This is a genomic window from Bradyrhizobium sp. Ce-3, assembly GCF_022835695.1.
In the GTDB taxonomy this organism is placed as follows: Bacteria; Pseudomonadota; Alphaproteobacteria; order Rhizobiales; family Xanthobacteraceae; genus Bradyrhizobium.
Genome location: NZ_BQUV01000008.1, coordinates 268,547 through 287,740 on the forward strand (window position 1 = coordinate 268,547; position 19,194 = coordinate 287,740).

Below are 19,194 nucleotides of genomic sequence, written 5' to 3' on the forward strand. Positions count from 1 at the left end.
GAGGCGCCAAATCGAAGTCAGCAGTGGAACCGCTTGCGCGTCAGGCGACGTTTCGGATCCAGTTATGCGGGTCGTTGGTGCGACCATACTGGATGTCGACCAGCTGCTTGCGCAGCCCCATCGCGACCGGGCCGGCGACGCCGCCGCTGATCTGGAAGTCGCCGCTCGCCGAGCACACCTTGCCGATCGGCGAGATCACGGCCGCGGTGCCGCAGGCGAACGCCTCCTTCAGCTTGCCGCTGGCGGCGTCAGTGCGCCATTGCTGGATCGTGTAGGGCTCCTCGCGCACGCGCGTGCCAGCATCCTTGGCAAGCGCGATGATCGAGTCGCGGGTGATGCCGGGCAGGATGGTGCCGAGCGGAGGCGTCGAGAGCGAGCCGTCTTCGAACGCGAAGAAGATGTTCATGCCGCCAAGCTCCTCGATGTAGCGGCGCTCGACCGCATCGAGGAACACGACCTGGTCGCAGCCGCGCTCGATCGCCTCGGCCTGCGCACGCAGGCTCGCGGCATAATTGCCGCCGCACTTGACGCCACCGGTGCCGCCGATCGCGGCGCGGGTGTAATTCTCCGACACCCAGATCGACACCGGCGCAGGGCCGCCCTTGAAATAGGAGCCGACCGGCGAGGCGATCACCGAGAAGATGTATTCGGCCGACGGCTTGACGCCGAGGAAGATCTCGCTCGCGATCATGAAGGGCCGCAGATACAGGCTGCCCTCGCCGCCCGGGATCCAGGCGCGATCGATCCGCACCAGTTGCTCGACCGCCTCGATGAACACTTCGTCGGGCAGCGGCGCCATCGCCATGCGCTCGGCCGAATCGCGGAAGCGGCGCGCATTGGCGTCGGGGCGGAACAGGTTCACGCCGCCATCGTCACGCTTGTAGGCCTTGAGACCTTCGAAAATTTCCTGGGCGTAGTGCAGCACCGCGCCGGCCGGATCGAGCGGAAAATTGGCGCGGGCCTCGACACGGGCGCTGTGCCAGCCCTTGCCCTGGCTGTAGCGCACGATCGCCATGTGATCGGTAAAGACACGGCCGAAGCCCGGGTCCACGAGCTTCGCCGCGCGATCCTTGTCGGATGTCGCATTCGGCGAAGGCTGGATGTCGAATTTCAAAGTCATTGTTCTTGCTTTCCGCTGTCGGAACCGGCGCCATATCGGGCGCCGGCCTGTTTCCCCGGAGCCATCAGGCTCGGCTGGCCCGGACCTCACCACAGCCGGCAACCCGGCCGGTTTCCATCGCCAACATGCCGTTGAGACATGCTTTTGCGGAGTGCTGAAGTCCAGTATGTTTGCCGAAATGCCGCTCGACAATCGCACGGTAGTCCAATTTGCGGCCCAAACCGCCTCACAGGCTCTTTCAGGCCGATTCAAACGCTGTCGAGGACAAAACGACCTAATGTTTCGTCGTGACAGGCAGTTTTGTAACATTGAACCCAAGATACGTCAATATGACTGACATAAATTTCTCAGGCATGGCTGCCAAGCCCGATTCGCAGGGAGATGACCACGCTCCCGCGGCGGGCGCACGCGACCTACGCTGGGACATCATTGAACTCTTGTTCTTCGCCTACCGCGACTTTGTCGGTGACGCCGACCAGGAGCTGGAGGCGTTCGGTTTCGGCCGCGCGCACCACCGCGTCATCCATTTCGTCACCCGCTATCCCGGCCTGAAGGTCGCCGACCTGCTCGACGTCCTGCGCATCACCAAGCAGTCGCTCGGGCGCGTGCTCAAGCAGCTGCTCGACGAAGGCTACATCGTGCAGAAGACCGGCAACAACGACCGCCGGCAGCGCCTGCTCTACGCCACGCCGAAGGGCGAGGCGCTGGTCGCCAAGCTCGCAGGGCTGCAGACCGATCGCATCAACCGCGCGATCGCCGGCATCGATCCGGCCGGGGTCGAGACGGTCCGCCAGTTCCTCCGCGCGATGATCGACCGCGACGATCCCGACAAGGTGCTCGAAGCGATCTTCGGCGGTGGCCGAAAAACAAGGGAGTGAACCTGGTGCAGGCTGCAACCATGATGCGGGCGCCGGTCGAGCCGGCCGATGACGCGCCGCATCTTCTGCTGGTCGACGACGACCGGCGCATTCGCGACCTGTTGTCGCGCTTTCTCTCCGGCGAGGGCTACCGGGTCACGACGGCCATGAGCGCCACCGACGCGCGCGCCAAGCTGCTCGGGCTGCATTTCGACCTGCTCATCCTCGACGTGATGATGCCCGGCGAGAACGGCTTCGATCTCGCGCGCTTCATCCGCAGCTCCTCGACCGTGCCGATCATCATGCTGACCGCGCGCCACGAGGCGGAAGCCCGCATCGAGGGCCTGCAGATCGGCGCCGACGATTATGTGGCAAAACCGTTCGAGCCGCGCGAGCTCGTGCTGCGCATCGGCAATATCCTCAAGCGCACCGCGCCGCCGCAGGTCGTGACCGTCGAGCAGATCGCGTTCGGCCCCTACATCTTCCACATCGAGCGCAGCGAGCTGCGCCAGGGCGAGGAGATCATCCATCTCACCGACCGCGAGCGCGAGATGCTGCGGATCCTCGCGAGCGCCCCCGGCGAGACCGTGCCGCGCGCCGAGCTGACCTCTGGCGGCACCGTCAACGAGCGCGCGGTCGACGTCCAGATCAACCGGCTGCGCCGCAAGATCGAGCACGATCCCGCCAATCCGCTGTTCCTGCAGGCGGTGCGCGGCATCGGCTATCGCCTGGTGGCTTCGCCATAGACATCGCATGAGCACGCTCGACTCCGGCCTTACCCTGATCAAGAACGCCTCGCAGCGCGTCTCGAAGGCGAACGGCTGGATGGGCAACGCGTTCAAGAGCTGGATGCCGACCGGCCTCTATGCCCGCGCGCTACTGATCATGATCGTGCCGATGGTGATCCTGCAGACCGTGGTGGCGTTCGTGTTCATGGAGCGGCACTGGAACACGGTGACGCGGCGCCTGTCGGCCGCGGTGGTGTCCGACATCGCCGCGCTGATCGACGTCTACAAGAATTATCCGCAGGACAAGGACCGCGCGCAGCTACGCCACATCGCCCAGAAGCTGCAGCTCGTGGTCGATTTCCTTCCTGCCGGAGACATGCCGCCGCCGGGACCGAAGCCGTTCTTCTCGCTGCTCGACCAGACGCTGTCGGTCCAGCTCGGCCGCCAGATCAGCCGTCCGTTCTGGATCGACACCGTCGGCAAGTCCAATTTGGTCGAGATCCGCGTGCAGCTCGACGATTCCGTGATGCGAATCTTCGCCCAGCGCAGCGCGGCCTACGCCTCCAATTCGGAGATCTTCATCTTCTGGATGGTCGGCACCTCGTCGATCCTGCTGATCGTCGCGGTGCTGTTCCTGCGCAATCAGATCAAGCCGATCCTCAGACTGGCCGATGCCGCCGAAAGTTTCGGCAAGGGCCGCGAGGCGCCGAACTTCCGGCCGCGCGGTGCGCGCGAGGTGCGGCGCGCGGCGCAGGCCTTCATCGAGATGAAGGCGCGCGTCGAGCGCTCGATCGAGCAGCGCACCGCGATGCTCGCCGGCGTGTCGCACGACCTGCGCACCATCCTGACCCGCTTCAAGCTCGAGCTGGCTTTGATCGGCGAAGGCCCGGAGATCGACGCGATGCGCAAGGACGTCGACGAGATGTCGATGATGCTGGAGGATTACCTGGCGTTCGCGCGCGGCGATTCCGGCGAGGTCGCGCAGCCGACCGACATGGCGATGGCGCTGGAGGAACTGCGCAGCGACGCCGAGCGCCACGGCCACACCGCGACCGTCGCGTTCCACGGCCTGCCGGTCGTCACGGTGAAGCCGGCCTCGTTCAAGCGCTGCCTCGGCAACCTCGTCTCCAACGCGGCGCGCCACGCCAACACGATCTCGATCACCGGCCAGCGCGACCACCGCTATCTCAACATCACGGTCGACGACGACGGGCCCGGCATTCCCGCCGCGATGCGCGAGGAAGTGTTCAAGCCGTTCCTGCGGCTCGACGATGCCCGCAACCAGGACGAGGGCGGCAGCGGGCTCGGGCTTGCGATCGCCCGCGACATCGCCCGCTCGCATGGCGGCGACATCATGCTCAGCGAAAGCCCGATGGGCGGCCTGCGGGCCGTGGTGCGGGTGCCGGTGTAACACAGCGTTTTCGAGCGAAGTGGACCCCGGTTCGCGTGAAGAAGACGCGTCCGAACAACAATCTTGAACTACCAGCGATAGGACAAGGTGCCGATGACCTGACGCCGTTCGCCGGCATAGCAGTAGCCGGACTGGCAGGTCTGGAAATGCGTGTCGAACAAATTGGTCGCGTTCAGACGCGCGCTGGCACCGAGCAAGCGCCGGTCGAGCTTGCCGAGATCGTAGTCGATCACGGCGTCGAACAACGTCGTCGCGGCATTCTGGAACGTGTTCTGGTCGTTGCCGAAGTTGGTTCCGATGTAGCGAACGCCGAGGCCGAGTCCGAGCCCTTCGGGGGCGCCGGACTGGAACGTGTACTTGCCGAACGCGGCGAATGAATTTCTCGGAATGCCCGAGAGCTCATTGCCGGTCGTGTCGGGATTGCCCTGGGTGATCACGACGTTGAGATGGGTGTAGGCGGCGGTGAGATCAAAGCCCTGCTTGAGCGCGAGCTTCGCCTCGAGCTCCACGCCCTTGGATTCGACCTGCCCGGTTGCGGCCTGGAACGCCATGTTGCCGGGATCGGTGCGCAGCACATTGTCTTGCGTGATATCGAACACCGCGGCGGTCAGCAGAACCGGCAGCTGCGGCATCTGGTACTTGATGCCGATTTCCTTCTGCTCGCCGGTGGTCGGCTTGAACGGCGATCCCGACGCGTCGACGCCGACCTGCGGGGCGAATGAAGTCGCGTAACTGATATAGGGCGCGATGCCGCTGTCGAAGACGTAAGCGAGGCCCGCACGGCCGGTGAAGGCGGTCGCCTTTTGCGTCGACGGCACGCCGTCGAGACCCGCCGTCGTCGTCTGCGATACCCAGCTCTGGCGGCCGTTCAGCGTCAGGACGAACCCGCCGAGCTTGGCCTGCTCCTGCGCGTAGACGCCGACCTCGTCGGTCGACTGCTTGTTGTAGATCGAGAACGCCGGCGTCGCGATCGCCTGGGCGCCGTAGTTCATGGTCAGGAGATTGAGATCCGGCGCCGGTCCGTAACCGATCTTGTCGTTATAGGTGGAGTGGCCGTAGTCGACGCCGAACAGCGCCGTGTTCTTGATCGCGCCGAGCATGAACTTGGCCTCGGCCTGGTTGTCGAGCGTCACGGTGTTGAAGCTGTCCAGGATCCGCCAGGCCGACCGCGATGCGAGATTGCTGCTGCTGTCGATCGAATCGACCTGGGTGTATCTCGCGTCGACGTCCACCTGGTAGAAGCGGAAGTTCTGCCGCACCGTCCAGACGTCGTCGACATTGTGCTCGAAGGCGTAACCGATGCGGTACTGCTTCTGATCCATCGCGCTGAACGCCGGATCGTTCGAGTAGATGTTGGTCAACTGTCCGTCAGGCGTACGGAAATTTCCGATACTCGCGGCGGTCCGGCTCTTTTGATATTCGCTGAGGATGGTCAAGGACGTGTCGGCATCCGGCCGCCAGGTCAGCGCCGGCGCGATGTAGGTTCGATCGTCGTCATTGCCGGGATACCAGGTCTTTGCCTCACGCAGCAGACCGGTCAGCCGGTAGTACAACTGATCGCTGCCGGGCACCGGGCCGCCGACATCGAAGCTGCCCTGGTAACGGTCGTAGGTGCCGCCCTGCAGCTGCACCTCGCCGAACGGCGTCAACGGCGGCCGCTTGGTGGTGACGTCCACGATGCCTCCTGGCGAGCCAAGCCCATAGAGACCCGAGGCCGGCCCGCGCAGGATCGACACGCTGTCGAGGCCGTAGGGCTCGATCTTGGGAATGGCGAAGTTGCCGCCGCCCTGGCGCAGGCCGTCGCGATAGATCCCGGTATAGGTCGCATCGAAACCACGGATGTAGAAACTATCGAACCGGGGATCGTAGCCGAACGCCGTGGTCGTCACGCCGGGCGTGTAGCTGACCGCATCCTTGAGCGTCTGAACATTGCGATCCCTGAGCTCCTTTTGCGTGACGACCGAAAGCGACTGCGGCGTCTCGATCAGCGCCGTGTTGGTCTTGGTGCCGGCGGTGCTGCCGGTCGCGACGTAGCCGGTCGTCACACCGGTCGCGCCCGTTGCGCCTTGCGATCGCGGCGCCGGGCTCGGTGCGGGTACCGCAGCAGCACGGCGCCGGCTCGCTGCGACCGCGCGCGAAGACCTGGTGTTCTGACTGGAGGTGGCGGCATTGCGCTTCTTTGCGGCACCGGGTTGATCCACCGTCACGGCAGGAAGCACGCTGACATTGTTCTGCGATGCGCTGGTTTGCGCTTGTGCGCCGGCGACGCCTGCACCGACCGGCACCAGCATCACCGAACCGAGAAACGCTGCATTGATCGCAGCCGTTGATCCAGGCAAGCCGCGCCTGCTCCGATACGAAGCCATTCCCACCAAACAAATCCCCAGACGCCCAGAGCAATCTCGATCGCACCGCGCGTTCGTCGTGAAGCGGGCATCGATTGCGGCGGACTTCTATCGGCGGGATGATCGAAATTCCACACGCACAAAATAGAATTGCTTGAAGCGCACACGGAGCGAAACACTGGAATGATTCAAGATGTGCGCATTTGAGCGATTCAAGAATGACATGTTGTCGCAGCAAACTTGCAGCACAGCGAATGCGACGCGCGTCCTCGCTCTCTCGAATTGCTCGAACGCGAACAACGCTGCGATCATGCAACGATGTTGGTATCGTCCGGTCATGCGCAGCGTTGCGCGCGGCCGGCGCGTGACGTCTCGCACGATATCCAGTTTGCTTTGAAGGATGAGCGGCCGGTGGCAGCGATGCTGCGAGACGCGCGCTTTGTACGTTCCTCGGCGTCGTGCACCCGAGCGACCGATGATCCCGGAAACAAGATGGCCGGGACAAGCCCGGCCATCACGGAGAAAGCATCAGCTAGATATGCGGCCGCGACGGAATCCGCTGCGCGCCTACTTCTGCTTGGGCAACAGGCCCTTCAGCTTTTCCATGTCCTTGACGTTCATCTTCATGCCGCCGGGCATGATGATGTCACCGGGCTTCTGGTCGCTCTTGCAGGCGCCGAGCCATTTCGCCTCGACGGTCATCGTGGTGTCGCGCGAGCCGGCTGCGCCGCCCTCGGCATGCGAGGTGCTCTTGACCGTGTAGGCGGAATTGAAATCGCCGACGATCTCGGCATGGCTCTGCATCGACATCCCCGCGACGCTGCACACGCTGTCGCTGACATAGCCGGTCGCGGTCTTCTGGATGTCCTGCTTGGAGCAGATTTCCTTGGCCATCGGCGAGGCCGCCGCGCTCATTTCCTTGTCGGTGGTCTCGTCGGTGCAGTGCTGCATGGTGATTTCCGGCATCGGCCCGCCGGTCCGCACCATCTTCATCTCCCACAGACCGGCCTTGCGGATCGGCAGGTCGACAGCGCTTGCAGCGCTGGCGGACAGGACAAGGCAAACAGCCGAACCAAGCAAGGCAAGCTGTCGGGTCATGCGGTGAGCTCCCGGCTGAACGATTAAACGATTTGGAGCGCGCTCAGTAGAGCGTGCGCACCGGCCTCTGGGCCGAGCCGTAGGGTACCCAGCGGCAGGCGAAAGAAATGTAGCCGCCCGGATAGCGCTGCACCGCAAGGAACTTAACGACCTTGCCGTAGGAGGCGCAGTGATCGACGGCCAGCTGCCGGGCGTCGGTCTGGGCCGCGAGCGTATAGGCGATGATCCCGCCGGTATCGTTGCCCTTGAACGGTGGTACCGGCTGCAGCCAGTCGGCTTGCGCCGGACCAACGGCCAGCATCCCGCAAACGGCAACCAGGCACGCGGCCAATTTCCTTCGCATCGCAGACTCCATTTCGCTTGGAGCCAACATAGAGTGCGCCGGCGACCGTGAAAAGAACGACCCGGCTGCCAAGAGTGGACTTCTCGGCAGGTGTTGCCGCGCTGCACTTGACCTTGCCGGGGCTTCGCGGCACCGTCCGCGGCATCGGAAATTCGGGTAGATTCCCATGCGCAACCTGTTCAACTCCCCCAACAAACTCGGCCAAAAGCTTGGTCTCGGCGCCGCACTCGTGGTCGGCCTGCTGGCTTTCGGGGGCACCGCCCAGGCCGCCAATCCGTTCGAGCTGAATTTTTGGCTGTCCGGCCCGCGCTATGACGGCAACGTGGCGCCCTGCGAAAAGGCGCTGAACGCCATCAGCGATCAATTCCACGAGAAGGAAGCCACTTTCTGGAATTCGCCGCTGGTGATCACCGGCTTCAGCCGAATTCACGAAACCGCGTTCCGCCCCTGGCAGTCCGACAATATTCCGCGCCGCTATTGCTCGGGTGATGCGCTGATGAGCGATGGCAAGGTGCGCAAGGTGCACTATTCGATCATCGAGGACGGCGGCTTTGCCGGCATCGACCAGGGCGTCGAATGGTGCGTCGCCGGGCTTGACCGCAACTGGGCCTACAACCCGTCCTGCAGGGCCGCCCGGCCCTGATCTCCGACCAGATTGGGATAAACGGAAGCCGCCGCCCTTGAGACGGCGGCTTTTGTTCTTGAAATGTTCCGCAAGCCTGTTAGGCTCGAAACGGTCGTTTGAGGGGAGCGTTTGATGCCTCGGTTGGTCACAATTTCCCGATTCCTGATTTCAGCTGCCTTTGTTCTCTGTGGTGCGGTTGGGGCCTCGGCCCAGGATCGCCGCCAGAATGCACCCGGTGAGTTCGACTTCTATGTGCTGTCGCTGTCGTGGTCGCCCTCGTTCTGCGAGGCGGCGAGCGAGCGCGGCAGCAACGGCCGCGGCACCCAGGCGCAGTGCGGCGGACGGCCCTATTCCTTCGTGGTGCACGGCCTGTGGCCGCAATATGAGCGGGGCTTCCCGGAATACTGCCAGCGGCCCTCGCCGCGTCTCGCCCGCAACATCATGACCTCGATGCTCGACCTGATGCCCGCGCCCGGCCTGATCTACAACGAATGGGACAAGCATGGCACCTGCTCCGGTCTCGGCGAGCGCGCCTATTTCGAAGCCATCCGCAAGGCCCGCGCCGCGGTGAAGATCCCCGAGGAATTCCTGCAATTGTCGGAGCCGAAGACGATCGCGCCCGACGAGCTGGAGACCGCGTTCATCAAAGCCAATCCCGGGCTCAGCAACTCCGCGATCTCGGTGACCTGCGACAGCAAGCGGCTCAGCGAGGTGCGGATCTGCCTCAGCAAGGATCTGCAATTCCGCTCCTGCGAGGAAATCGATCGCCGCGCATGCCGCCGCGATCAGGTGCTGATGCCGCCGGTGCGCGGCGGCTGAAATCCTCAGCGTCATTGCCGGTCGGACCCGCACGGCGCGCCGCCGCGCGGAATGCCCGACCGTCGACGCAGTCACGAAGCAGGATAGGGCATGGATGCCCGCGAGCCGGCGACGCCAAGGCTTCGCCGAGCTCGGACGTTAATCCTGCCGAAGCCTGAGCGAAAGCCGGGACAGACCGGGCATGACGAAGTACAACATGCGCACCCTCTGGAGCGCAGCGCGATCAGCTCATGAATTACCGACACGCCTTTCATGCCGGCAACTTTGCCGACGTCATCAAGCACATCGTGCTGGTGCGCATGCTTACCTATCTGCAGGAGAAGCAGGCACCGTTCCGTGTCATCGATACCCATGCCGGCGCCGGCCTCTATGATCTGACCTCGAGCGAAGCGCAGCGCGGCGGCGAATGGCTCACCGGCATCGCGCGACTGATGCAGGCGCGGCTCTCCGACAAGGCGTTGCCGCTGATCGCGCCCTATCTCGACATCGTCAGGGCATTCAATCCGCGAGGCGAACTGAAAGCCTATCCCGGTTCGCCGCTGATCACGCGAGCGCTGCTGCGTCCGCAAGACCGCCTCACGGCGTGCGAGATCGAACCGACCGCGCGCAAGCAATTGATCGATGCGTTGCGGCGTGATGCGCAGGCGCGCGTTGTCGATCTCGACGGCTGGATGGCGCTGCCCGCATTCGTGCCGCCGAACGAGCGGCGCGGCCTGGTGCTGATCGATCCGCCATTCGAAGCGAAGGACGAGTTCGAGCGGCTGGCCAGTGCTTTTGCGGAAGCGTTTACGAAGTGGCCGACCGGCGCATATCTTATGTGGTACCCCGTAAAATCCCGGAGAGCCACCGACGAGCTCGCACGCAGCGTCGCTGCTGCAGCGGCGACCGGCCGGCCTGCAGGCAAATGCTTGCGCCTGGAATTCAGTGTGGCGCCGCAAGAAGCCGACGCTGGCCTCGTTTCCACCGGCCTTTTGATAGTGAATCCGCCGTGGACGCTGGCGGGCGAGCTGAAGATCATCCTTCCCGAACTCGAGAAGCCGCTTGGTCAGGGCGGCGCGGCGCGCTTCAGACTCGAAACGCCTAAACCTTGATCTACAGCACCCACTGAAAAGTCGATTTTGAGCATAGGCAATTTGCGCGGAACCGTATTATGCTCATCCTGTTACGACTGGCTTTACGTTCCGCTTCCGCGAATGGTTGCGGCGGAGTGACAAGGCCGAAATAAAATCCAGGCAGACCGGTGGCGTGACGCCGGCCTGTTCAGGTGGCCAAGCTTCCGACAAGCGAATGTCGGTCAACCGCTACGCGGCGTGCGCGTAGCGGTGGAGCAATACGGGGGAGGAGTTTCCCGATGGCCATGACTGGGACAGTCAAGTTCTTCAACGGAGAGCGTGGCTATGGCTTCATCAAGCCTGATGACGGCGGCCGCGATGTGTTCGTTCACATCACAGCTGTCGAGCGTGCAGGTTTGAAGGACCTGACTGAAGGACAGCGCATTACGTTCGAGGTTGAACCCGACAAGAAGGGCAAGGGCCCGAAGGCGGTCAACCTGGTGGTTTCATGACGAGCGGCTCGCGATGCGCGGCTCGTCATGAACGGCGAATGAAGCGTTGCGTGTGAACTGACTGCCGGGCGCGCGGCTCGCGCTCGCTGCATGATCACCTGCATGATGCGGACGCAACTGCCCGTGCCGCATGTCCGAGACGTGCGGCCCACGGACTGGCTTTGCGAACGCGGTCGTGTGCGTGCCGTCGCGCGATGTCGAGATCGTCAGCACAAAGAAAAACCCGGCCGCGCCAGGCGCAGCCGGGAGTTGATGGTCGACGTCTTCTTGTTCTCAGAAGTGATAGTTGATGCCGGCGCGAACCAGGCTGAAGCTGTAGCCGTTCGACGCGCCGCCGGTGATCGTGAAGTTGCTGTTGGCGAGATCGACGTAGAGATACTCGATCTTGGCGCTCCAGTTCGGCGCAAAGCCCATCTCGGCGCCGGCGCCGACGGTGAAGCCGGCGTTGGTGTGCGACTCCGTGATGCCGAACGTCTCGCCGCGCAGCTCGCCGAAAGCGAGACCGCCGGTCGCATAGAACAGCACGTTGTTGACCGCATAGCCGGCGCGGCCGCGCACCGTGCCGAACCACGGGTTGGAGAACTTCCAGGGCGCGAACCGGTCGTCCGCGGTGGTGCCCTGAATATCGGCCTCGATGCCGAACACCCAGGGGGAGCCGTTCTGGAAATTGTAGCCCGCCTGCACGCCGCCGACGAAGCCGGACGGCTTGGTCGGGTTGTTTTCCACCGAACCCCAGCCGTAGCCGATATTGCCGCCGAGATAGGGACCGGCCCAGCTATAGGCGTTGAGCGGCTGATAGACGGTATAGGGCGAGCCGTAGTTGAGGTCCGCCGACGCCGCCGAGGTCGTCCAGCCTGCGACGATCAGTGCCAGCGCACGCGCAACAAACCGGGTCATTGATACTCTCCACCACGCAACTGCCGCAGCCCGCTGGCCGAAGGCCGGCGTGGTTACGGAATTCCACTTTTTTCGCTAAGGTTTATCGAGAGTTTTAAGTTAAAGGGCTGTTAAGCCCGGTTACCGGGGCGCTCATCAGTCTTAACAATGTGTTACCCGCCAGCTGCCGCCACGGCGCGGGGTCGGTAACCTGCTGCGATCGGGGCTGTTTTCCGGTGCCGCCAACGCTGGCGAGCGGTCCCCCAAGCGCTTAGTTTACGGCCCATGGTTCACGATTCTCCCGAGCGCCCCACGCCGGCCCCCAAGGCGCGGCGCGGTTCAAAGTCCGACCTGCCGCAGGACGACCTGACGCTCGACACCAGCGATGTCGATCCCGAAACCTCCGCCGCCGAGGAGGAGGATGACGCACGTCTGCCCGAGGCGTCCGAGGACACCGTCGAGGTGGTCGCCGAGGGCACGCTCTCGATCGGGCATGCCGCGATCGAGAACGCGGTCCGCCTCGCCCCGACCTCGCCCGGCGTCTACCGCATGCTCAACGCCGCCAACGACGTGCTCTATGTCGGCAAGGCGAAGAACGTCAAAAAGCGGCTGTCGTCCTATGCGCGGGCCAACGCGCCGCTGCCGGCACGCATCCTGCGCATGATCGCGGCGACCACGCATGTCGAGATCGTCTCGACCATGACCGAGACCGAGGCGCTGCTGCTCGAAGCCAATCTGATCAAGCAGCTCCGCCCGCGCTTCAACGTGCAGCTGCGCGACGACAAGTCGTTTCCCTATATCCTGATATCAGGCGACCATTGGGCGCCGCAGATCCTCAAGCATCGCGGCGCGCAGTCCAGGCCCGGCCGCTATTTCGGCCCGTTCGCCAACGCGGGCGCGGTCAACCGCACCATCACGGCGCTGCAGCGCGCCTTCCTGATCCGCTCCTGCACCGACGGCTTCTTCGAAAGCCGCTCGCGGCCATGCCTGCTCTATCAGATCAAGCGCTGTGCCGGCCCCTGCACCCGCGAGATCGACTTCCCCGGCTATAGCGAGCTGGTGCGCGAGGCGACCGAATTCCTCTCCGGCCGCAGCCACGCGGTGAAGGAGCTGCTCGCGGCCGAGATGGAGAAGGCCTCCGGCGAGCTCGAATTCGAGACCGCGGCGCTGTACCGCGACCGCCTCGCGGCGCTGTCGGCGATCCAGTCGCAGCAGGGCATCAACCCGCGCACGGTCGAAGAGGCCGACGTGTTCGCGATCCACCAGGAGGGCGGCTATTCCTGCGTCGAGGTGTTCTTCTTCCGCACCGGCCAGAACTGGGGCAACCGCGCCTATTTCCCGAAGGCCGAGAAGAGTTTTACGCCCGAGGAGGTGCTGTCCTCGTTCCTCGCCCAGTTCTACGACGACAAGCCGCCGCCGAAACTGATCCTGCTGTCGCACGAGATCGAGGAAAGCGCGTTGCTCGCCGACGCGCTGTCGGTGAAGGCCGGATCCAAGGTCGAGGTCTCCGTGCCCAAGCGCGGCGAGAAGAAGGAGCTGATCGGCCACGCGCTGACCAACGCGCGCGAGGCGCTCGGCCGCAAGCTCGCCGATACCGCAACCCAGAGCCGGCTGCTGGAGGGCATGGTCGCCACGCTCGGCCTGCCGCGCACGCCGAAGCGCATCGAGGTCTACGACAACAGCCACATCCAGGGCACAAACGCGGTCGGCGCGATGATCGTGGCGGGGCCCGACGGGTTCATGAAGAACCAGTACCGCAAGTTCAACATCAGGTCCGAAGGGCTGACGCCCGGCGACGATTACGGGATGATGCGCGAGGTGTTGGAGCGCCGCTTCAAGCGGCTGCTGAAGCCGCCGGAGGGCGAGGCCGCGAAAGCCAAGGAAAACGATAAGGCGGATGACGATTCATTCCCGCAATGGCCCGACCTCGTCATCATCGACGGCGGCCGCGGCCAGCTCAACGCGGTCAGGGAGATTTTCGAAAATCTCGGGCTGACCCAGGTCTCGCTGATGGCGGTGGCCAAGGGGCCGGAGCGCGACGCCGGGCGGGAAACCCTGTTCATGCCGGACCGCGAGGCCATCAAGCTGGAGCCGCGCGACCCGGTGCTGTATTTCATCCAGCGGCTGCGCGACGAGGCCCACCGCTTCGTGATCGGCTCGCACCGCAAGCTGCGCAAAAAGGACATCCGCGAGGCCGGCCTGCAGGAGATCCCGGGCATCGGCCCGTCGCGCAAACGTGCCTTGCTGCACCACTTCGGAACGCTCAAGGAGATCGAACGGGCCTCGATCGCCGACCTCGGCAAGGTTCCCGGCGTCAGCGCCGAGAGCGCCCGCAAGATTTTCGAGTTTTTCCACGCCCAGCCGGGTTAAACCAAAGGCGAGTCATCAGGGCGTCGCCTGCGACAGGGCATCTGGGGCATGATGCGACAAAGTGCGAAGCAACACTCCGAAAAGATCACGCATAAACAAGGGACTAAGGCGCAATGACGATTCAGGATAATCTCGCCGCGCTGTGACGCCCGCACGGTTGACCTTCTCGCTTCAGCGGTATTGGTAGAACGGATGAACATCGCCACGACCCGGGGACAGACCAAGACCTTGTCCCTCCCGAATATCCTGACCTACGCCCGGATCGCCGCCATCCCGGTGGTCATCGGATGCGTCTATTGGCAGTCGATCCTGGACGGCCCGCTGTGGCTGCGCTGGGTGGCGCTGGCCGTGTTCATCGCGGCGGGGGTCACCGACTATCTCGACGGCTATTACGCCCGGATCTGGGACCAGCAGTCCGCCTTCGGCCGGATGCTCGATCCGATCGCCGACAAGCTTTTGGTCGCCTCCAGCCTGCTGATGCTGGCCGCCGACAACTCGATCCACGGCTGGACGCTGTGGGCGGCGATCGTGATCCTGTGCCGCGAGATCCTGGTCTCGGGCCTGCGCGAATATCTCGCAGGCTTGCGGGTCAGCGTTCCCGTCACCAAGCTCGCCAAGTGGAAGACCACGATCCAGCTGGTGGCGATCGGCTTTCTGATCGCGGGCGAAGCCGGCGAGCAGGTGTTCCCGGCGACCACCCTGATCGGCATCGTGCTGCTCTGGATGTCGGCGATCTTCACCATCTACACCGGCTGGGATTACTTCCGCGCCGGTATCCATCACCTCATCAAGGAGGATGAGGGATGAAGCTGAAATATTTCGCCTGGGTGCGCGAGCGCGTCGGCAAGGCCGAAGAGATCGTCGAGCCGCCGGCCGAGGTGCGCACCGTCGGCGAGCTGATCGGCTGGCTTGCCGCGCGCGACGATAGCTACGCCCATGCCTTCGAGAAGCCCACGGTGATCCGCGCCGCGATCGACCACGCCCATGTCAAAGCCGATGCTGCGATCGCGGGCGCCCGCGAGATCGCGTTCTTCCCGCCGATGACCGGCGGCTAAACCTGCTCATGACTGTCACAGCGACCATCCGCATCCAAGAAGCCGACTTCGACGTCGCGCAGGAGATCGCGGCCTTGAGCAAGGGCCGCACCGATGTCGGCGCGGTGGTCAGCTTCAGCGGCATCTGCCGCGGCAGCGAACAGGGCGAGCCGATCGCCGCGCTGACGCTGGAGCATTATCCCGGCATGGCTGAAGCCGAGATCGCGCGCCATGCCGACGAGGCGCTGGCACGCTGGCCGTTGCAGGGCCTCACCATCATTCATCGCTTCGGCCGCATCGCGCCGGGCGAGAACATCGTGCTGGTCGTGACCGCCTCGGCGCACCGGCAGGCCGCGTTCGAGGCAGCCGAGTTCCTGATGGACTATCTGAAGACCAACGCGCCGTTCTGGAAGCGCGAGGAGAGCGCGCGCGGCACCAGCTGGATCGAGGCTAAGGGCCATGACGACGCGGCCGCTGCGCGCTGGACCAAATCCTGATGGCCAAGCGCAGCAAAGTGCCGGCCAGGCGCGGCCTCGCCGCGCCGAAAGCGGCCGGGAAGGCACCGAAGGTCGGCGCCGGCGAGCTTCACAGCCTGTTCGATTTCCTGCGCTACGCGGTGAGCCGCTTCAACGCCGCCAAGCTCGTGTTCGCGCACGGCACCACCGATCCGGTGGTCGAGGCCGCGTTCCTGATCTGCGAGACGCTGCATCTGCATCCCGACCAGTTCGAGAATTTTGCCAACGCGCGCGTCACCATCGCCGAAGGCAAGCAGATCCTCGACCTGATCGAGCGGCGGATTTCGACGCGCAAGCCGGCCGCCTATCTCGTCAACAAGGTCTATATGCGCGGCCTGCCGTTCTATGTCGACGAGCGCACCATCGTGCCGCGCTCCTTCATCGGCGAATTGCTCGACTCGCATTTCGGCGGCGACGAGGACGGCACTTCGCTGATCGGCGATCCCGAGGAAGTCGGAAGCGTGCTCGACCTCTGCACCGGCTCCGGCTGCCTTGCGATCCTGGCCGCGCGGCATTTTCCCAACGCCGCGGTCGATGCGGTGGACATCTCAAAGGACGCGCTGGAGGTCGCCGCGCGCAACGTCGCCGACCACGGCCTCAACGACCGCCTGACGCTGCATCGCGGCGACCTGTTCAAGCCGCTCGGCGACGCCAGCTACGACCTGATCATTTCGAACCCGCCCTATGTCGATGCCGAGGGCATGGCGGCGCTGCCGCGCGAGTGCCGCGCCGAGCCGAAGATCGCGTTCGACGGCGGCGCTGACGGGCTCGATATCGTCCGCCGCCTGCTGGATCAGGCGAAACAGCACCTGACCCCGCAGGGCGGGCTGCTCTGCGAGATCGGCCGCGGCCGCGACAATCTCGAGGCCGCCTATCCCAACCTGCCGCTGCTCTGGCTCGACACCGAGGACTCCGAGGGCGAGGTGTTCTGGATCGCCGCTGCCGACCTCTGACCGCCGGCTCCGGTGATTTACGGAGCCCGATGCGAGCCAAGCGAAAATCGTGTGCAGTTCCAGCCGGTTCCGAAGATCGCTGGCCCGTCGAATCAACAATGGTGCTAAGCTTGCGCTCCGGGGACGTTCGGACAGAGGGCGCGGGCGCGCGACATGATTCGCATTTCGACGATCTTCATCGCCATCTGCATGGTGCTGGTCGCAGCTTCGCTCGGCTTCGTGCTGTATTCGGTGGCGGGCATCAGCGGATCGGAATCGGCGATCGTGGCGCTGGCCGCCCTCACCTGCCTGATCCTCTATAACGCGGTCTCGATGCGGTTGCGCGACCGCAGCGACGTCGGCGGCCAGATCGCGGATCTGTCGCGCGGCACCGCCGACCTCGCCCGCCAGGTCGCCGAATTCGGCCGCCGGCTGGCCGCGGTCGAGGGCCGCGTCGCCTCGGCCAATTCCACCGGCGCCGACCGGATGCAGAGCATGGCCGGCGAGATCAGCGAGCTTGGCGGACTGGTGCGGCAGCTTGCGGCATCCGTCGCCCATCATGAGGATCTGCTGACAACTGCTCCAGCGGAGCAACCGGTCGCGTCGGCGCGCGACGATCTGCTGCAACCGGCTGCACCCGCGCCGACCGTCGTGTTCGCGCCACCGCCGCCCCCCACCGCCCCGTCGGCGATCTCGCGCAGCCAGAGCCAGCTGATCGGCGCGATCAAGCACGCCATCGACGAGAACCGCCTCGACATCTACCTGCAGCCGATGGTGACGCTGCCGCAGCGCAAGGTGCGCTACTACGAGGCGGTGACGCGGCTGCGCGACGAGCGCGACCAGGTGCTGGCCGCCGACGATTTCATCGAGGCGGCCGAGGCCGGCGGCCTGATCGGCCGCATCGATCACATGGTGATGCTTCGCTGCGTCCAGGTGCTGCGCCGCCTGATGATCCGCAGCAAGGATGTCGGCGTGTTCTGCAACGTCTCGGCGGGCACCTTGGCAAGCCCGGCGCACTTCACCCAATGTCTCGACTTCCTCGAGGCCAACCGCGCGCTGGCGCCGTCCTTCGTGCTCGAGTTCAAGCAGGCCACCTTCCGCAATCTCGGCCCGGTCGAAAGCGAGAACCTCGCGGCGCTGGCGCAGCGCGGCTACCGCTTCTCGATCGACCATGTCAGCGATCTCCGCCTCGAGCCGCGCGAGCTCGCCGATCGCGGCGTCCGCTTCATCAAGGTGCCGGCGGCGCTGCTGCTCGACACCAGGCAGAGCGCGACGTCGGATATCCATCCGTCCGATCTGTCCGACCTGCTCGGCCGCTACGGCATCGACCTGATCGCCGAGCGGATCGAGGGCGAGCGCTCGGTGGTCGACCTGCTCGACTATGATGTCCGGTTCGGCCAGGGCTTCCTGTTCGCGCCGCCGCGGCCGTTGCGGCCGGAAGGGGCATCTGCTACCGCCGAGGCTCCGCAAGCCAACCCACAGGATCTTAATGGCGCCGGCACTTCAGCACCCGTCTCCAGCCCCGCAGCGCCGCCGCGCGCAACCGGCAGCGCCGCACTGGCACGCCGCGCGCTCGGTCCGAATTAGCCGGCAGATCGCATCATGAATTCGCTGCGTTTCGTGGAGCGGCTGCGCGACCTCACTGCCGGCGTCGACGTCGTGCTGTCGGACATCTGGGGCGTCGTGCACAACGGGCTCGAATCCTTTCCCGAGGCCTGCGAGGCCCTGCACACATTCCGCAAGCAGGGCGGCACCGTCATCCTGATCACCAACGCGCCGCGGCCGGCCGATTCCGTGCAGCGCCAGCTGCGCAAGCTCGGCGTCGCCGACGAGACCTATGACGCGATCGTCTCCTCGGGCGACCTGACGCGGCACTTCGTGGCTGATCATCCCGGCCAGAAGATCTTCTGGATCGGCCCGGAGCGCGACAGCTCGATCCATCGCGGCCTCGACGCCACCATGGTGCCGCTGGAGCAGGCCGACTACATCATCTGCACCGGCCTGTTCGACGACGAGACCGAATCTGCCGAAGACTATCGCGACACGCTATTGAAGGCGCTGGCGCGCAAGCTGACGCTGGTCTGCGCCAACCCGGATATCGTGGTCGAGCGCGGCGACCGGCTGATCTACTGCGCCGGCGCGGTCGCCGAACTCTATCGCGAACTCGGCGGTGAGGTGATCTTCTACGGCAAGCCGCACCGGCCGATCTACGAGCGCGCCATGCGGCTTGCCACCGAGCGCCGCGGGCATCCGACCGAACTCAGCCGCGTGCTTGCGATCGGCGATTCCGTGCGCACCGACCTGACCGGCGCCCACAACTTCGGCATCGATCTCCTGTTCGTCACCCGCGGCATCCATTCCGAACAGTTCGAGGGCATCGAGCAGCTCGATGCGGCCTCGATCAAGGAATTGTTCGGCCATCCGCCGCGCGCGCTGATGCGCGAGCTGAAATGGTAGCGGCCCCCCAAAGGGGCCCGCCGCCAAAAAATCGAAAACAACCCCATGCACAGTAGCCGGTGGCGGCGGAACGTCGACCAGGCGGCTTGACACGTCGGGC

19 protein-coding genes are annotated in these 19,194 nt (G+C 64.8%); 14 read left to right on the forward strand and 5 right to left on the reverse strand.

Going from position 1 to position 19,194, the window contains the following annotated elements:
• Window positions 1–40 precede the first annotated feature (40 nt).
• Window positions 41–1,120, reverse strand: coding sequence for a branched-chain amino acid aminotransferase (locus tag BRSPCE3_RS26805; protein WP_244069284.1), 1,080 nt, complete (start codon window positions 1,118–1,120; stop codon window positions 41–43).
• 329 nt (window positions 1,121–1,449) lie between these two features.
• Here BRSPCE3_RS26805 and BRSPCE3_RS26810 point away from each other — a divergent pair, with 329 nt between their 5' ends.
• The 3 genes from BRSPCE3_RS26810 to BRSPCE3_RS26820 are packed head-to-tail and all read left to right on the forward strand — an operon-like array spanning window position 1,450 to window position 4,116.
• Window positions 1,450–1,998 carry a MarR family winged helix-turn-helix transcriptional regulator gene (locus BRSPCE3_RS26810; protein WP_375709962.1) on the forward strand — a complete coding sequence of 183 codons (549 nt, stop codon included), beginning with the start codon at window positions 1,450–1,452 and terminating at the stop codon, window positions 1,996–1,998.
• A 20-nt stretch (window positions 1,999–2,018) separates the two neighbouring features.
• Window positions 2,019–2,723: a response regulator gene (locus BRSPCE3_RS26815; protein WP_375709968.1), complete on the forward strand. Its 705-nt coding sequence runs from the start codon at window positions 2,019–2,021 to the stop codon at window positions 2,721–2,723.
• Window positions 2,724–2,730: 7 nt separating this feature from the next.
• Complete coding sequence (locus tag BRSPCE3_RS26820; protein WP_244069285.1) at window positions 2,731–4,116, forward strand: ATP-binding protein; 1,386 nt, start codon at window positions 2,731–2,733, stop codon at window positions 4,114–4,116.
• 68 nt (window positions 4,117–4,184) lie between these two features.
• On the opposite strand, the gene BRSPCE3_RS26825 is transcribed toward BRSPCE3_RS26820, so the two are convergent.
• From BRSPCE3_RS26825 to BRSPCE3_RS26835, 3 genes are all read right to left on the reverse strand, one after another.
• The gene (locus BRSPCE3_RS26825; protein ID WP_244069286.1) at window positions 4,185–6,455 is read right to left on the reverse strand and encodes a TonB-dependent siderophore receptor; all 2,271 of its coding nucleotides are present in this window, start codon (window positions 6,453–6,455) and stop codon (window positions 4,185–4,187) included.
• 573 nt (window positions 6,456–7,028) lie between these two features.
• Window positions 7,029–7,559, reverse strand: coding sequence for a DUF3617 domain-containing protein (locus BRSPCE3_RS26830; protein ID WP_244069287.1), 531 nt, complete (start codon window positions 7,557–7,559; stop codon window positions 7,029–7,031).
• A gap of 43 nt (window positions 7,560–7,602) precedes the next feature.
• A complete protein-coding gene (locus BRSPCE3_RS26835; protein WP_244069289.1) occupies window positions 7,603–7,902 on the reverse strand; it encodes a hypothetical protein in 300 nt (99 codons plus the stop codon).
• Window positions 7,903–8,068: 166 nt separating this feature from the next.
• Here BRSPCE3_RS26835 and BRSPCE3_RS26840 point away from each other — a divergent pair, with 166 nt between their 5' ends.
• From BRSPCE3_RS26840 to BRSPCE3_RS26855, 4 genes are all read left to right on the forward strand, one after another.
• A complete protein-coding gene (locus BRSPCE3_RS26840; RefSeq protein WP_244069291.1) occupies window positions 8,069–8,545 on the forward strand; it encodes a hypothetical protein in 477 nt (158 codons plus the stop codon).
• 114 nt (window positions 8,546–8,659) lie between these two features.
• On the forward strand, window positions 8,660–9,346 hold the full coding sequence (locus BRSPCE3_RS26845; protein ID WP_244069294.1) for a ribonuclease T2: 687 nt from the start codon (window positions 8,660–8,662) through the stop codon (window positions 9,344–9,346).
• 230 nt (window positions 9,347–9,576) lie between these two features.
• Complete coding sequence (locus BRSPCE3_RS26850; protein ID WP_244069296.1) at window positions 9,577–10,437, forward strand: 23S rRNA (adenine(2030)-N(6))-methyltransferase RlmJ; 861 nt, start codon at window positions 9,577–9,579, stop codon at window positions 10,435–10,437.
• A 260-nt stretch (window positions 10,438–10,697) separates the two neighbouring features.
• Window positions 10,698–10,910 carry a cold-shock protein gene (locus tag BRSPCE3_RS26855; RefSeq protein WP_016844477.1) on the forward strand — a complete coding sequence of 71 codons (213 nt, stop codon included), beginning with the start codon at window positions 10,698–10,700 and terminating at the stop codon, window positions 10,908–10,910.
• 273 nt (window positions 10,911–11,183) lie between these two features.
• Here the strand turns inward: BRSPCE3_RS26855 and BRSPCE3_RS26860 are convergent, their stop codons facing one another.
• Window positions 11,184–11,807 carry an outer membrane protein gene (locus BRSPCE3_RS26860; RefSeq protein ID WP_244069297.1) on the reverse strand — a complete coding sequence of 208 codons (624 nt, stop codon included), beginning with the start codon at window positions 11,805–11,807 and terminating at the stop codon, window positions 11,184–11,186.
• A gap of 264 nt (window positions 11,808–12,071) precedes the next feature.
• Here BRSPCE3_RS26860 and uvrC point away from each other — a divergent pair, with 264 nt between their 5' ends.
• From uvrC to BRSPCE3_RS26895, 7 genes are all read left to right on the forward strand, one after another.
• Window positions 12,072–14,156, forward strand: a complete 2,085-nt coding sequence (gene uvrC, locus BRSPCE3_RS26865) for an excinuclease ABC subunit UvrC (protein ID WP_244069299.1) — start codon at window positions 12,072–12,074, stop codon at window positions 14,154–14,156.
• 192 nt (window positions 14,157–14,348) lie between these two features.
• Window positions 14,349–14,963, forward strand: coding sequence for a CDP-diacylglycerol--glycerol-3-phosphate 3-phosphatidyltransferase (gene pgsA, locus BRSPCE3_RS26870; RefSeq protein WP_244069301.1), 615 nt, complete (start codon window positions 14,349–14,351; stop codon window positions 14,961–14,963).
• Complete coding sequence (moaD, locus tag BRSPCE3_RS26875) at window positions 14,960–15,211, forward strand: molybdopterin converting factor subunit 1 (protein ID WP_244069303.1); 252 nt, start codon at window positions 14,960–14,962, stop codon at window positions 15,209–15,211. Before pgsA ends, moaD begins: the two co-directional genes overlap by 4 nt.
• Before the next feature lie 8 nt (window positions 15,212–15,219).
• Window positions 15,220–15,687, forward strand: coding sequence for a molybdenum cofactor biosynthesis protein MoaE (locus BRSPCE3_RS26880; RefSeq protein WP_244069305.1), 468 nt, complete (start codon window positions 15,220–15,222; stop codon window positions 15,685–15,687).
• The gene (prmB, locus tag BRSPCE3_RS26885; protein ID WP_244069308.1) at window positions 15,687–16,658 is read left to right on the forward strand and encodes a 50S ribosomal protein L3 N(5)-glutamine methyltransferase; all 972 of its coding nucleotides are present in this window, start codon (window positions 15,687–15,689) and stop codon (window positions 16,656–16,658) included. The genes BRSPCE3_RS26880 and prmB overlap by 1 nt, the downstream gene beginning before the upstream one ends.
• Before the next feature lie 153 nt (window positions 16,659–16,811).
• Window positions 16,812–18,224, forward strand: a complete 1,413-nt coding sequence (locus tag BRSPCE3_RS26890; protein WP_244069310.1) for an EAL domain-containing protein — start codon at window positions 16,812–16,814, stop codon at window positions 18,222–18,224.
• Between the two features lie 15 nt (window positions 18,225–18,239).
• Window positions 18,240–19,094, forward strand: coding sequence for a TIGR01459 family HAD-type hydrolase (locus tag BRSPCE3_RS26895; RefSeq protein ID WP_244069312.1), 855 nt, complete (start codon window positions 18,240–18,242; stop codon window positions 19,092–19,094).
• The last annotated feature ends 100 nt before the right edge of the window (window positions 19,095–19,194 follow it).